The sequence below is a fragment of the Vibrio sp. Y29_XK_CS5 genome, assembly GCF_024181835.1.
GTDB lineage: Bacteria > Pseudomonadota > Gammaproteobacteria > Enterobacterales > Vibrionaceae > Vibrio > Vibrio harveyi.
This window is the reverse complement of record NZ_JAMZAM010000004.1, coordinates 441383-455470: the sequence shown is the minus strand read 5'-3', so window position 1 is coordinate 455470 and position 14088 is coordinate 441383. Positions and strand designations below refer to the sequence as shown.

General features: G+C 39.8%; 20 protein-coding genes and 2 pseudogenes. 21 read left to right on the top strand and 1 reads right to left on the bottom strand.

Going from position 1 to position 14088, the window contains the following annotated elements; translation table 11 throughout:
• Positions 1-7 precede the first annotated feature (7 nt).
• From NL647_RS18425 to NL647_RS18390, 4 genes are all read left to right on the top strand, one after another.
• A complete protein-coding gene (locus NL647_RS18425; protein ID WP_253650525.1) occupies positions 8-466 on the top strand; it encodes a GNAT family N-acetyltransferase in 459 nt (152 codons plus the stop codon).
• A 144-nt stretch (positions 467-610) separates the two neighbouring features.
• A complete protein-coding gene (locus tag NL647_RS18415) occupies positions 611-829 on the top strand; it encodes a hypothetical protein (protein WP_253650524.1) in 219 nt (72 codons plus the stop codon).
• A 773-nt stretch (positions 830-1602) separates the two neighbouring features.
• Positions 1603-2247, top strand: a complete 645-nt coding sequence (locus tag NL647_RS18405) for a hypothetical protein (protein ID WP_253650523.1) — start codon at positions 1603-1605, stop codon at positions 2245-2247.
• A gap of 727 nt (positions 2248-2974) precedes the next feature.
• Positions 2975-3370, top strand: a complete 396-nt coding sequence (locus tag NL647_RS18390; RefSeq protein WP_253650522.1) for an ACT domain-containing protein — start codon at positions 2975-2977, stop codon at positions 3368-3370.
• A 221-nt stretch (positions 3371-3591) separates the two neighbouring features.
• On the opposite strand, the gene NL647_RS18380 is transcribed toward NL647_RS18390, so the two are convergent.
• Entirely contained in the window at positions 3592-3897 is a 306-nt protein-coding gene (locus NL647_RS18380; protein WP_253650521.1) for a hypothetical protein, read from the bottom strand.
• A gap of 85 nt (positions 3898-3982) precedes the next feature.
• On the opposite strand from NL647_RS18380, the pseudogene NL647_RS18375 reads away from it, so the two are divergent.
• The 17 genes and pseudogenes from NL647_RS18375 (at position 3983) to NL647_RS18245 (ending at position 13883) form a co-directional block, all read left to right on the top strand.
• Positions 3983-4115: pseudogene (locus tag NL647_RS18375) on the top strand (DUF3265 domain-containing protein).
• 28 nt (positions 4116-4143) lie between these two features.
• Positions 4144-4482 carry a hypothetical protein gene (locus tag NL647_RS18370; protein WP_152816208.1) on the top strand — a complete coding sequence of 113 codons (339 nt, stop codon included), beginning with the start codon at positions 4144-4146 and terminating at the stop codon, positions 4480-4482.
• Positions 4483-4639: 157 nt separating this feature from the next.
• Positions 4640-5299, top strand: coding sequence for a hypothetical protein (locus tag NL647_RS18360; RefSeq protein ID WP_061065189.1), 660 nt, complete (start codon positions 4640-4642; stop codon positions 5297-5299).
• A 135-nt stretch (positions 5300-5434) separates the two neighbouring features.
• Entirely contained in the window at positions 5435-5962 is a 528-nt protein-coding gene (locus NL647_RS18350) for a CbrC family protein (protein WP_253650519.1), read from the top strand.
• Between the two features lie 141 nt (positions 5963-6103).
• On the top strand, positions 6104-6547 hold the full coding sequence (locus NL647_RS18340; protein WP_017817951.1) for an N-acetyltransferase: 444 nt from the start codon (positions 6104-6106) through the stop codon (positions 6545-6547).
• A gap of 134 nt (positions 6548-6681) precedes the next feature.
• Complete coding sequence (locus NL647_RS18335) at positions 6682-7527, top strand: hypothetical protein (RefSeq protein ID WP_080539600.1); 846 nt, start codon at positions 6682-6684, stop codon at positions 7525-7527.
• 694 nt (positions 7528-8221) lie between these two features.
• Positions 8222-8914, top strand: a complete 693-nt coding sequence (locus NL647_RS18320; protein ID WP_253650517.1) for a hypothetical protein — start codon at positions 8222-8224, stop codon at positions 8912-8914.
• Positions 8914-9474, top strand: coding sequence for a hypothetical protein (locus NL647_RS18315; RefSeq protein ID WP_253650516.1), 561 nt, complete (start codon positions 8914-8916; stop codon positions 9472-9474). The genes NL647_RS18320 and NL647_RS18315 overlap by 1 nt, the downstream gene beginning before the upstream one ends.
• Before the next feature lie 9 nt (positions 9475-9483).
• Positions 9484-9586: pseudogene (locus tag NL647_RS18310) on the top strand (DUF3265 domain-containing protein).
• A gap of 33 nt (positions 9587-9619) precedes the next feature.
• Positions 9620-10060, top strand: coding sequence for a hypothetical protein (locus NL647_RS18305; protein ID WP_047517177.1), 441 nt, complete (start codon positions 9620-9622; stop codon positions 10058-10060).
• A gap of 137 nt (positions 10061-10197) precedes the next feature.
• Positions 10198-10617: a hypothetical protein gene (locus NL647_RS18295; RefSeq protein ID WP_045459106.1), complete on the top strand. Its 420-nt coding sequence runs from the start codon at positions 10198-10200 to the stop codon at positions 10615-10617.
• A 158-nt stretch (positions 10618-10775) separates the two neighbouring features.
• Positions 10776-11060 (top strand): MazG nucleotide pyrophosphohydrolase domain-containing protein, encoded by a 285-nt coding sequence (locus NL647_RS18285; RefSeq protein ID WP_025640084.1) that lies wholly within the window; start codon positions 10776-10778, stop codon positions 11058-11060.
• Between the two features lie 144 nt (positions 11061-11204).
• Positions 11205-11531 (top strand): hypothetical protein, encoded by a 327-nt coding sequence (locus NL647_RS18275; RefSeq protein ID WP_253650515.1) that lies wholly within the window; start codon positions 11205-11207, stop codon positions 11529-11531.
• A 277-nt stretch (positions 11532-11808) separates the two neighbouring features.
• Entirely contained in the window at positions 11809-12243 is a 435-nt protein-coding gene (locus NL647_RS18265; RefSeq protein ID WP_253650514.1) for a T6SS effector amidase Tae4 family protein, read from the top strand.
• Positions 12240-12656 carry a hypothetical protein gene (locus tag NL647_RS18260; RefSeq protein ID WP_253650513.1) on the top strand — a complete coding sequence of 139 codons (417 nt, stop codon included), beginning with the start codon at positions 12240-12242 and terminating at the stop codon, positions 12654-12656. The genes NL647_RS18265 and NL647_RS18260 overlap by 4 nt, the downstream gene beginning before the upstream one ends.
• 170 nt (positions 12657-12826) lie before the next feature.
• On the top strand, positions 12827-13243 hold the full coding sequence (locus NL647_RS18250; protein ID WP_005445653.1) for a hypothetical protein: 417 nt from the start codon (positions 12827-12829) through the stop codon (positions 13241-13243).
• Between the two features lie 208 nt (positions 13244-13451).
• Positions 13452-13883: a GNAT family N-acetyltransferase gene (locus tag NL647_RS18245; RefSeq protein ID WP_253650512.1), complete on the top strand. Its 432-nt coding sequence runs from the start codon at positions 13452-13454 to the stop codon at positions 13881-13883.
• Positions 13884-14088 lie beyond the last annotated feature (205 nt).

The following is a 14088-nucleotide window of genomic DNA, read 5'->3' as shown; positions in this document are numbered from 1 at the left end:
AATGGATATGGAAATCACAATCAGACGTATCGAAACAGAAAGCATTGAGGACAAAGGTATATTCGAGACTTTGTTTAGAGAGTACCTATCTGGATTCTCAGTTGAGCTAGATCTCTCAGTAATTGCTCAGTTGTTTGCATTGCCTTATTTCCACGGATTTATCAGTCTTGTCGACGATAAGCCTGCTGGTTTTGCGGTTTGCTTTGAATCGTTTTCAACTTATCGTGCGCAAAGAGTGATGAATATCCATGACTTTATGGTGTCGGACAACTTTCGTGGTAAAGGTGTGGGTAAAGCGCAACTTAATGGTATCGAACAGTATTGTCGTGATAATGATTACCTCAAAATCACACTAGAGGTCGGTGATGATAATGTTGCAGCTAAAAAGCTCTACAGTTCATTGGACTACGAAGATTACAGAGTAGTTTTGACAGGGCAGCAACATTGGCAAAAGTACCTCAATTAGCACGCACATAACAAACTGTTTAAGAGTGATTCGCAACGCGTGGCATTTTTATTATGCGTTGATTTTAGTGATTAAGGTGGTTTGCAGCGGCTTCTGTATTGCGTTGCTCACACCTTAACAGGGCGTTATGTGCTTGGAGGTCGAATGATAAAAATTGGGCATACAGGAAAAATTGTTCAAGGAGATGATTTAGGCTGTGAAGTCCTAGTTATCGATGATTCTGAGAGTACAGGTGGCTATATCATTTCTGTATCTGAATCCTTTAGCCAGAAGCCCAATAATTGCTACGATAATTGGGTGGAGGATTATCAGGCTTTGAACGGCTACTTTGAAGAGTCTGGTTGGGAAGTTGACTGGTCTTGAATAAAAACTACAAGCTCCAGTTAATTTAATTCTAGATTGCACATTTAGGTTTGAGGTCGTTGAAAGTACGCACATAACAAAGCGTTTAAGACGGATTCCCAACGCTTGGCATTCTCCGTTTGCTTTGAATTTAGTGTCTACTGCACAATAGTTTAGTCGGGTGGTCTGCGTTGCTCACCACTTAACGCGGCGTTAGTACGGGTTTGACATTAAAGGTCATAAGTTTTGGTGTTTATCTATTTTGGCGCTCGTCTTTACACCTTTCAGTTTGTACCTTTCACTTTCTTTCCGGTGGCACTATATGCGGAGTGTTTGCTTTGATTTCACCGTTTACGGTTTCTAACTATTAGCCTATTTCTTTGGCGCTTCTTCATTCTTGTGGTGGCTTTTGAGAGAACCTTGATTATTTTTGGTGTGGCTGTTGAAGTACGAGGAAAGAATCCTTTTCTAATTTGAAGCCAGTAAAAGTAGGGTGGCTCAGTGCGTTTTTCTTCTAGCCAACTTTCGTCTTTCAACTGAAATTGAGTTTTGCAGCTGCCCGTCTCACTTCAGTGTTCAAAGCCTTTCATATTATCTCACTTTTCAATATCTTGGAGCGCATAAATAGAAGTAGCGCATGTACTAACAAATTGCTTAAGAGTGATTCGTAACGCGTGGCATTTTTACTTTGCGGTGGCTTATGGTGATTAAGGCGCTGTGCGGTAGCTTTTGTATTGCGTTACTCACACCTTAGCAAGGCGTTATACCTCTATCAATAAGGAGAACTTTTTAAAGTGGAGTATTTGACAAGGTTTGGAGCTAAATCTGGTGCGGTTGCTCTACTTATTTTTGGGATTTATGGTTTTTTTGTAAACCTTTTCATTGGGTCTATTTGGGGATTCTCAGACCCTTTGCCTGACGACACGATGGCAGCAGCCACAGGACCATTGTCCATAGCAACTTTTGCATTGTTTATGTTGTCAGCACTCATATTCGTTGCAATAGTAACAAGGTTAGGAACAAGACCTGTTGATCTAAGTGACAAGACAAAGCTGTTTATGCGATTTACGGTCAGGGTAGTTGAGGCTACCGTTGTTATGGGGTTAGGTATTATTGGAGCGTTGGTAGGGCTAGCTCTCTCTGCTCATTTTCTTGAAATTATTCAGTGGGTAAGTGTTTCTCCCCATCCGATTCTTTATGCATTGGCTGCAATGATCTTCGCAATAACTTTTCCTTTTGTGGTCTTGATTATCAGTTTGTTTGATCACTCCCGCTCATACAAGATGACACTTGATATAGCTAGTGGGTTATATGTTCTATTTGTAGTTGGTCTGTTTGTCTTAGCTGAACTCTACGAAGCAGTCGCTTATTTGGGGGCTGCAATGAGTGTGTTTCTTATTGTTCAATCCATAAGAGCTAGGTTCGCAACCGAGGTATAACAAACTGTTTAAGAGTGATTCGCAACGTGTGGCATTTTATTATGCGTTGTTTTTAGTGATTAAGGTGGTTTGCGGCAGCATCGGTATAGCGTTGCTCACACCTTAACAGGGCGTTATATGGTTTTTCAGCTATGAGGTAAAGAGTGAAAACTGGTGAATTTAAAATGTGGCAGTTGCTTGAAAAGCCAAGTATAAAAAACAGTTTAAACGCTGGCTAAAGTTACAGGAAGAAGATCCGTTTATTTGGAAAGACTGCGATTTTGAGTCAAATGGCATTCAACTTCTCTTTAGAAATTATACTAACGATATTAATGAACCGTGCATGACGATCGCTAGTGTTTACCTTTCTAAAGATCTTCAGTACTCAAGTCATTGCTTAACTATGTGTCAAAGAAATCCCCTTGGGACATAATCGTATTTGAAGATGTAGACAACCCAATTCTAAGGGACTTTTGTTTCAAATATGGCTTTAAGCCTATAAGTGCTAGATACTCGACTTCATTCTTTATTGAGAAGAGCCAACTTATTAATTTTCATGTAGATAAGTTCAATTATTGATGCAATAGTTTTGGTACCAGCAACCATATAACAAACAATTTAAGAGTGATTCAGCACGCTTGGCATTTTTGGTTTGGGTTGGGTTTACTGATTATGGTGGTCAAATTAAGTGTCGTGGTCGCGTGCTTCACACCTTAATTGGGCGTTAGCAATATAAGAGGAAATCAATATGTCAGGAATCACGGATTTAGATGAACTATTGCGTTCTATGAGTCCAAAATTAGTAGGGTCAGAGTTTGTGTTTTGCACAGTTTCTGGTGTTCTTACGGAGTATGTTGAGCTAAATCCAGTTGCTACGTTTATTGAGTCTGAGGGTTTAACTTTGGTTCTAGAGAAATCAGCGGCAGAAAAGGCAGGTTTGTCGTTTGATGGCACATACAGTCAAATCACTCTGACGGTACACTCCAGTTTGGAGGCTGTTGGTCTTACAGCAGCAGTGGCTAGCAAGTTAGCATCAAAAGGTATCAGTGCTAATGTGTTCGCAGCTTACTATCACGACCATATCTTTGTTCAAAGTGGTAAAGCAGAAGCGGCAGTTTCAGCATTAGAAGAGTTCAGTGCATAGGGTTGAGCCATATTGCTAACAATCTGTTCAAGAGGGATTCGCAACGCGTGGCATTTTCACTATGCGTTGTTTTTAGTGATTAAGGTGGTTTGCAGAGGCATCGGTATTGCGTTGCTCACCCCTTAACAGGGCGTTAGTCGCCAGAAAAAGCTAGTAATCAAAATCATGTTTCTAAGCTTAATATTTGGCAACTGTTTGTCCGGTCCACAGGTTCATCGACGTTAGTTCAAACTCATTTTCAGCTGTTTTAAGTCCAAGTTTTGCAAGTGTCCTAGCGGTTGTTTTGTTCTTTGGGGCTGACAGCGCAGGGCAATCGAGAGTTTGTTTTTGGTTGCAACTCTGCTCGGTGAGTTTGTTGGTACAAAAGCTGATTTACTGGCTGAAATGACGTTTTCTCTGGTGTTGTAAATTCCACGTGGTTTCAGTGACTTTGTTGAAAGTTCGCACTGTGAGATTGGCTTTCCAAAACCGCTTTTTGGTGTTGTCAGTCCGTTTTCTGCGGCGTTTTTTATTCCAAGTGGTTTCATTGACTAGCCGCTTTGAGACTACGCCTGACTTAAGTGCATCAAAACACATAAAGTTGGTTGTTTTCAAAGTTTAGCTCGGCTTAAAATTGTCGCTCGGTGCCTCGCGACTAACAAACTGTTCAAGAGGGATTCGCAACGCGTGGCATTTTCACTATGCGTTGGTTTTGGTGTTTAAGGTGGTTTGCGGCGGCTTCTGTATTGCGTTGCTCACCCCTTAACAGGGCGTTAGGCGACTAGGAGTTAATATTGGCTAAGGTAACTAGAATCCAAGCGGGACAATACTCGGTGGATGATGGGCGTTTTATTGTAAAACAAGGTTCAGGCTGGCTTGTACTTACTGCAAACGGTTCTCATGATTTTGGTCCTGTACCTACCCTCGCATCTGCGAAACAGTATGTTGAGTCGGGAACCACACCGTTGGGGCAGCACAATTTGTCCACGAAACATGGCAGAAGACAAAGTAAAAAAGAGTTCAATTCATATTTGGCGTCTGAAGCTAAAAATGGAAACCCGATGCCCGCAATTTTGTGGTTTATTGTTCTTTTCATAGTCTGCGGTGTTGCATTCGCTGTTCGAGGTCATTAGATAGCCAAAAGTCGTCGCCTAACAAATTGTTCAAGAGTGATTCGGTACGCGTGGCATTTTTACTATGCGTTGGCTTTAGTGGTTAAGGTGGTATGCGGAGGCTTCGGTATTGCGTGCCTCACACCTTAACAAGGCGTTAGGGCAATAGGAGTATATTTTGAACAGTGATGATATTGGTGCGATCATTGAATGCTTTATATCGAAAGAGAGTGCACTAAACGATGTTAAGAACTTTTTTATTGCCAATAAAATGGAAGCACTCTCATTTCTGGCGGGCGTTGTATCTTTAGCTATTGCTTTGATTGCAGCTCTATTAGGTGACGCTACCACTTCTTACATATCGTTATTTGCTTTTTTTGCATTTCTTGTACTGTATTCATTGTCCTCATTCATTTCTACAGTTCGCTTCTTTGTGGGTGCAACAAAAGAAACTTTAAAAGATATAAATGAAAGATATCGGTCGGACTATATAGTCGCGGAAGAAATTTCGACCTTCGGTGATGACAGCATAGACTGCGTTAAGGTCCTCTTTGAGGATCGCATCAGGTATTTAGAATCGAGGGTAGGTTTCCTTGTTGGAATTGTTGATAAACTCGGTATTGTTCCAGCTATCATCATGCTCTACTTGGCATATGTTAAAGCATTGGGTTCCGAAGAAATATTCAACTTATCACCTTTAATCACAGGCATCGTTTCTGGAGTTTATTTAGGAGCAATTACAGCTCGTATTGTAATTGATGCTTTGCGAGACAAAATAGGCATCTTAGAGCTTTCGAAAAAAATATCTCAAAAGCGCAAGGGGTTCAAATTGCCCTAACAAACTGTTTAAGAGTGATTCGCAACGCGTGGCATTTTTACTATGCGTTGCGTTTTGTGTTTAAGGTGGTATGCGGCGGCATCGGTATTGCGTTGCTCACACCTTAACAGGGCGTTAGCTTTACTCGGAGGTACAATGGAATTACCAACATTTAAGTATCATCCAGATCCTATAAAAACGGGTGCTGTAGAAGTTACAGATGAAAATTGTGAATGTTGTGGTGTCAGTCGTGGCTACAGGGCAACTTCTACTATTTACTCTGAACATGACGTAGAAACTATTTGTCCTTGGTGCATTTCTGATGGCTCGGCGGCGAAGAAATTCGAAGGAGAGTTTGCTGACCCACATCCATTGATGAAAGCTGGACTTGATAAGTCTGTGGTAAAAGAAGTTTGTGAAAGAACTCCAAGCTATATTTCATGGCAGCAAGAAGTGTGGTTATCGCACTGTGGCGATGCTTGCGAATTTCATGGAGATGCAGAGAAGTCTGATCTATTACAGGTAAAAGACGCTGAATTAGAGGCTTTACTAAACGATCAGCTAATAAGTAGTAATGAGTGGCACCAAATAGTCACTTACTATGAAAAAGGTGGGAATCCTGCAATCTACAAGTTCAAGTGTAGATCATGTGGCATATTTACTTATTCGCTGGACTTTGCGTAAAGCTAACAAACTGTTTAAGAGTGATTCGCAACGCGTGGCATTTTTACTATGCGTTGGTTTTAGTGTTTAAGGTGGTATGCGGTAGCTTCGGTATTGCGTTGCTCACACCTTAACAGGGCGTTAGGTTTCAAGGAGAAAACAATGGAAGTTTCACTTCGCAACGTTACAAAACAAAACTATGAAAAGGTATGTGAACTAGACGTATTGAAGGAGCAAGAACAATACGTTGCTTGCAATATGTGGTCTCTTGTTGAGTCAATGTTCAACGAGGGGTATGAAACTAGGGCTATTTATGTCAAAAATGAACCTGTCGGCTTCTTTATGTGGGTCAAGGAGTCATTGTCTAAAGTTTCAATATGGCGGTTCATGGTCGATTATAAACATCAGCAAAGCGGTATTGGTCGTAGAGCTTTAGAGCTCGCACTGAGTGAAATAAAGCAATTGCCAGAGCTAAAAGAGGTCGAGATTTGCTATGACCCAGAGAATCCTGTAGCCAGAGAGTTCTATTCGAGTTTTGGTTTTGTTGAAATTGGTATGGATGAAGACGATGAAGATATGCTTGCAGTCCTCACCATTTCAACCTAACAAGCGCTTCAAGACGGATTCGCAACGCGTGGCACTTTTATCATGCGTTGATTTTGGTGATTTAGGTGTAATGCGGAAACATCGTATTGCGTTGCTCACCACTTAAGCGGGCGTTATGTATTAAAGGACAATATGTGGAAGAAAAGATAAAAGATTGGCTTAAAAAAACAGGCTATCCATTAGAGCTCTATGTGCAAAAAGAGTTAATGAAAGCAGGTTATTCTTGCGACAAATCACCACTATACGTTGACTTAGATACATCTGTCTCACGTGAGTTGGATGTCGTTGCTCATAAGCTAGTCGGCGGGGATGATATCCCGTGTAGCTTTGAAACAAAGCTTTATATTGAATGTAAAAAATCGGAGAAACCTCTGATTGTACTTACAGCCTCTTCTGATAAAACTGAGCGTTTTATGACTTTGTTTGGACATGAAGTTATCGGACAAGACTCCCCACCTTTAAATCTGATGGTTGTTGCGTCAATCCTTGACCTCGAAAAGGATAAAAGAGCTGAACTTTTGGGAGAGTTCGCTCAAGCTAGCTTAGTTGGTTATTCGCTCGTGACATCGTTTAGTAAGTCCGATGAAAATATATACAAGGGTATAATGGGACTTTGTAAAGCCAATGAATTCTATAGAAGCAAATACCTACAATTCCTTGATGTACTAAAGCAAGATCGCAAAACGAATCCAGATACGATGCTCCATTATGAACTCCAATCTCCTGTTTTAATTGTCGACTGCCCATTATTTAATGCGTACTTAGACGATTCTGGAGAGTTAGAGGTCGAAGAGTCTTATTGGGCAAGCCTAAGAGTTAAATTACCTTGGGTTATAGGAGAACGTGACGAAGAGCGTGAATGTTCTATTCAGGTCGTTAGAAAAGAGTATTTTCCAGAGTTTCTAGCACAAATAGAGAAAGTTGCTACTTTTGCTAGTCAAAAAGATTTGTTAGATCGAATGGTGAAATTTAATACATAACAATCTGTTTAAGAGTGATTCGCAACGCGTGGCATTTTTACTATGCGTTGGTTTTAGTGTTTAAGGCGGTATGCGGCTACTTCGGTATTGCGTTGCTCACCCCTTAACAGAGCGTTAGTACGTGTTTGACATCAAAGGTCATAAGTTTTGGTGTTTATCTGTTTTGGCGCTCGTTTTTACACCTTTCAGTTTGTACCTTTCACGTTCTTTCCGGTGGCACTATATGCGGAGTGTTCGCTTTGATTCCACCGTTTACGGCTTCTAACTCTTAGCCTATTTCTTTGGCGCTTCTTCATTTTCGTGGTGGCTTTTGAGAGAGCCTTGGTTACTTTTGGTGTGGCTGTTGAAGTACGAGGAAATAATCCATTTCTAATTTGAAGCTCGGGAAAGTAGGGCAGTTTAGTGCGTTTTTCTTCTAGCCAACTTTCGTCTTCCAATCGAGGTAAAGTTTTGTAGCTGCCCGTCTCACTTCAGTGTTCAAAGCCTTTCATATCATGCTACTTTTCAATATCTTGGAGCGCACAAATAGAAGTAGCGCATGTACTAACAAATTGCTTAAGAGTGATTCGTAACGCGTGGCATTTTTACTATGCGGTGGCTTAGGGTGATTAAGGCGCCGTGCGGTAGCTTTTGTATTGCGTTACTCACACCTTAGCAAGGCGTTATATCAATTTAAGGATAGGTGCAAAAAATAATGAAACTATATGAGAATGTAGTCATTGGAAACTTTCTTTATGGGTTAGGCTACTCTGTTGGTACTAAGAAAGGCGGAAATGAGGTTTTGTCAGTCGTAAATCTGCTTCAGCAAACGCCAGCAGACAAAGAGCTGGGCGATGTACTTTTAGAATTTCCTGGAGTTGTAAAACTTATCGAGTTTAAAAACAAAGCTGGCAGCCTAAAAAAAGAGATGCAAAGACACTCTCAATTGAAATCGGCATTGGGAGATGATCATACAAATATTTCTTTGTCTAAGAGTGTTCATTGGTATGTTGAAACCGAGCCTTTTGATGATCTTTGTGTAAACAATATCAAACCTTATCTGGATGCTTTTGATTGTAGTGTTAACGATAGTTTTACATTAGAAACTTTTATTGAAAAAATTGTAGACGATGTATTTAGTACTGATACCACTTTTAGCGATGATGATTTTAAAGACTATTTGAGTTTGGTTGCTAGATGCCAAGGTACAGGAGAGGTAGGAACTGGAGGTATAATCATCGCAGTTTCTGAGAGTGGAATTAAGTATTTCCAGTTTACGGACATTATGCAGCTCAGGTTACAACACAAAGAATATGTGGACGAGATAAAGAATCAATTTAATAAAAGTATAGAGGTTAAAAAAAGTATTAATAGAACCAAAGGCTTCGATAGGGGGGTAATTCTATAATGGAGAGGTTAGACAAGTTATTTGATGCAGCTGCTAATTTGCTTGCTTCAAGTGAGAAAAATGAACAAAGATTTTCTAATGCAATCGCGTCAATTGAAAAGACTAACCAGAGCGTTAGTAGAGTTGAGTCAGAGACTAAAAGAGCAATAAAAGAGTCTACCAAAAATGCATCGAGTGAAATAGCGGATAACGTTTCAGAGCAATTATTTAAAAAACTTGAACATGCGCATGTCAAAGCAGAACAAGCAGCGTCCAGGTATGAGAAAGCAAGCAGATACTCGGTGTTAAAACTATCTTTCATTATGCTTGTATTATTAATTTGTGTTGCAGTTAGTATTTGGCTTCTATTTGTCAAAGATATTCCCACTATAAATGAGATTAACGAACTAAGAAGTGAGAAAGCGCAACTTCAAGCTCAGATAGAGAAGCTTAATCAGTATGGTTACATCACGAGTTGTGGTGGCAAATTGTGTGTTTCTGTCGATGAAAATGACAGCTATAACTCTAGAGATGGTAAGGTTACTTATTATGTCATAGTCCCTCGAGATAGTAAAAATTGATATAACAAACTGTTTAAGAGTGATTCGCAACGCGTGGCATTTTTATCATGCGTTGGTTTTAGTGTTTAAGGTGGTATGCGGAAGCTTCGGTATTGCGTTGCTCACACCTTAACAGGGCGTTAGCTATTTAAGGAAAAATGATAGTATGGATGGAACGGATCTTAAAAGTCTGTTTATTGGTATTTTAGGGACTGTAATAGTGATGTTTGTTGTTGCAGTATACAAAAAGTCGAGAGCTAAGAGTCTCAAAGATGACATTGACCTTATCGACTTTGAAATCGAACATCTTGGAAAAATCAGAAAATCTAGTGTTGAAATGAGCCGTTCCTCTTTCAAAGGAATATTTGCAATGTTCTTTCTTTTCGGCTTGGCTAACTTAATACCTCTTGTATTTGATCTTGCTGGTCTAGGAAACCTTTTTCGCATCCCCCAAATGGCTTCACTTATTCTTTGGTCTGCGTTTGTTGGTGTAGCATATCGTTGGTGGCAAAGGTATGACAACCTTAAAAACTATCAAGAGGCGATTGCTAAACTAGAAAGCAAAAGGCTAGTCAAAGAGGCTAAATTGAAAAAGTTGAGTACATAGCTAACAAACTGTTTAAGAGTGATTCGCAACGCGTGGCATTTTTACTATGCGTTGCGTTTAATGTTTAAGGTGGTATGCGGCTGCTTCGGTATTGCGTTGCTCACACCTTAACAGGGCGTTATGTGCTAAGGAAGGCGATGTTAAATAAACTGCGAAAAATGATTTTAGGTTGTACAGATCTAACTCCATTTGAAGAGCAATCTATTAAATTGTGTATTGATAATTTACCTGAAAACCTAAAGGGAATAGCTGCAGCGCAATTTAAAGAGTACAACCTTATTCAAAGGGAATATGACGGTCGCACTGTCAATTTCTATAAAGTGAAATGTTTGCGTAAAGTCGTCAATCCAAATCAATTGTTACCAATCAAAACTGATGATTGTGTATTAATCAAATTGGAATTGAAAACAATTTCAAATGAGAGAATTGGGGTAACTTTACATGCAACTGGGCATCGAATATTTAGTGCATCTTTTAGTAAAGATGTTTCTAATCTAGGTAAGATTGAAGGTATGCGGCTAGAAAAGCTCACTAAATCATGGCGCTCAGTCGTTTAGCACATAACAAACTGTTCAAGAGGGATTCGCAACGCGTGGCATTTTCACTATGCGTTGGTTTTAGTGTTTAAGGCGGTATGCAGCGGCTCTTGTATTGCGTTGCTCATCCCTTAACGGGGCGTTATACGCTTTATGGAAAATGATACAAAAAGGACGTTATGAAGTTATCTGAGTTACAAAGTCACATAAAAGAATTCGATTATGCGCCAGAGCAATCTGAACACTATTTTTTAAAACTAATCGAAGAAGTTGGCGAATTATCGGAATCTATTCGCAAAGGCAAAAGTGGGCAACCAACGCTAGATGAGCTCAAAGGTTCAGTTGCAGAAGAGTTATATGACGTTTTGTATTATGTTTGTGCTCTAGCCAATATTCACGGTGTAAACCTTGAGAAAACGCATGAACTAAAAGAAGTTTTGAATAAAGTTAAGTACAACCGATAAGACGCGTATAACAAATTGTTCAAGAGGGATTCAGCACGCGTGGCACTTTTACTATGCGTTGGTTTTATTGATTAAGGTGGTATGCAGTAGCATCGGTGTTGCGTGCTTCACCCCTTAACAAGGCGTTATGTTTTTTGGGAGAAAATGATGGAATTCAAGCTAGAAATCTATGCACCTGACACAGAAGTTGTATCTATCCGTGATGCACTTAACTCAGTTGGCGCTGGTGTTGTGGGTGACTATGACAGCGTTATTTCTATCGTAAGAATTTCAGGGTTTTGGAGACCAACTGAAGGCTCGGAACCTGTTACTGGCAAGAAGGGTGAAATTAACTTTGGTGAAGAGGTCAGAATTGACGTTAGATGCCAAGAGCCTTTAGTTCAAGCTGCACTTGATGCTATTCGAACAATTCACCCTTACGAAGAACCAGTGATCAACATTTTACCTCTATACAACCATAAGTTTGTCTAGCTACGTCAGTACAAACATAACAAACTGTTCAAGAGGGATTCGCAACGCGTGGCATTTTTACTGTGCGTTGGTTTAAGTGATTAAGGTGGTATGCAGCGGCTTCGGTATTGCGTTGCTCACACCTTTACAGGGCGTTAGAACTACAAAGGCGCATGCAACGAATTGAAATTAATAGACTTATAAATATCGATATGAGTCGACAAAAAGACGTACTCATATTTAACAACATATTTGCATATGTGAGCATCCCTTAAGTTCACACCAATAAAGGTTAAATATGAAAAAGCCAAGTTTCAGCAAGCTCAAAGTAAACTATAAAACTCTTCCTACGCAAATCCATTCATGCTCAATGGCATTTCCCAATACTTGCGCAATTAGGATGAGCGAAGCTTTAGTTAAAACAGATAGTGACTTCCTTACAGCCTTTAAGAATTCGTCAAAGAATAAATGCCCGCATGGTTATTTAAGGGGGGCACAAGGTTTAGCTGCAGAGCTAGGTTCTCCAAAAGTCTTAGGGACACGTACACTCGGTTGGACAAGTCAAGCAAATGGGCATCCGCCAAGCAATGCTATCGGTAAGAAAGGTATTGTATGTTATATGAACATTCCTGACTTTTCAGGGCAAGGGCATATAGACTTATGGGATGGGACTAAAGCTGTAGGCGATGCCTATTGGGAAGCGAAAACTATATGGATGTGGACGTTAACATGAGTAAGTTCCCTATCTATATAGGTATTTTGATCTCGTTTTCCGTTAGCGCAGAGCAATTCTCGATTTTTGAAAGAGAAATTAAGTTAAATGAAGATTGTACCGTAGACGTTATTAACGCTGGGAATCTCTCATATTCTCAAGAACTGAGTGATATCGGGGAAAAAAAATGTTCGTTTATTAAGTTTGGAGAAACTAGTTTAATTCATCTAGAGCGATTCAATGATAAATATGTAGTTTTGGTTGAATCTCAATCTTTCGACAACAAAGAATGCACTTCTCGTTATGGAGCGTTAATTTTCCGCCGTGATAAACCAGTAGAGTTGATCAACTGGTTTAAGGAAAGTGGTAGTTGCGGGGCTGATAGAGAAAGAAGGGTTTTTGAATACTTTGTATCAAAGTCCGTGCAAAAGTAATTCTAACAATCTGTTCAAGAGTGATTCAGCACGCGTGGCATTTTTACTATGCGTTGCATTTGGTGTTTGAGGTGGTATGCGGTCGCTTAGGTATTTTGCGTGCTTTATACCTTAACAAGGCGTTATGTGTATGTAGCTTAAAAACGTATAGCTAATTTGTCGAGAAATATATGAAAAGGATTTTGTGTTTATTTTTAATTGTTGGATTAGTTGGATGCGCTACAGCTCCAACAGCACCATCTGATATTAAGCTAGCGTCTCATAAACGATTATATAATCAAAATTTATATAAACCTTCTGAACTTAGAACTGTTCCAGTGACGATAACACGGGACACTGGTGTTTTAGGGTCTTTGGCTACTACATTCTTGAAAATAGATGGAGAATACGTGGTGTGGCTTAACGTGATGGAGGAAATTACCATTTACTTAGCTCCAGGAGGATACGTATTCGAAGTAGAAAATGGAGTATGTCCTGATATCAAACAGTGCAAAAAATCATTAGACGTAACTATAAAAAATGGATTTAGCAATAACTTTAGGATTGCCGCTGACGACGGTTTTGAGATCATTCGCTCCAACACATAAACATAACAAACTGTTTAGGGAGGGCATCAAGCATAGCATTTTTATCATCCCTTGATTTTAGTGACTAAGGTGATGTGCGACAGCTTTTGTTCTGTGTTGCTCACTCTTAGCAGGGAATTATGCGATTGGTGGACAACTCATACCTATTGAGGTTAACATTCCTCCTCGCGGCTGCACATGAATTTCAGTCAACTTTAGAGAAAATACGATGATTGTAGAAAATGTGGTTCCTGAAAATTACGCAGAAATGCTTAGTGTTTGGGAAAATTCAGTCCGAGCAACTCATGACTTCATATCAGAAGAAGATATTGAGTTTTTTAAACCAATTATCATTGAGCAGGCTTTTCCTGCTGTCACGTTAAGATGTGTGAAAAATGAAAGTGGTTCAATTTTAGGTTTCGTGGGTATTCACGACTCAAAGGTTGAAATGCTGTTCATCTTAAACGAGGCAAGAGGGCAAGGTGTTGGTAAGGTGCTACTGCAATACGCAATAGAGCAGTTAGGCGCAACCAAAGTGGATGTAAACGAACAAAACCCGAAAGCCGTAGGTTTCTACGAGCATATGGGTTTTAAAGTAGTTTCTCGCTCACCGCTTGATGATATGGGAAAACCTTTTCCAATTCTGCATATGACACTTTAGAGCTCGGTTTGTCGTAACCAGTTTGCTAGAAGAAACGCCCAAAGCTAATAACTTTGGGCGTTTCCGTATGTGGTGAAAAATCACATAACAATAAATTTAAGAGTGATTCGTAACGCTTGGCGTTTTTACTCCAAACCAGTTCAGTGTGCTATTTGCTTGGGCGTAGCATGACAATACCGCAAAATATTGGTTAAAAGATCAACTA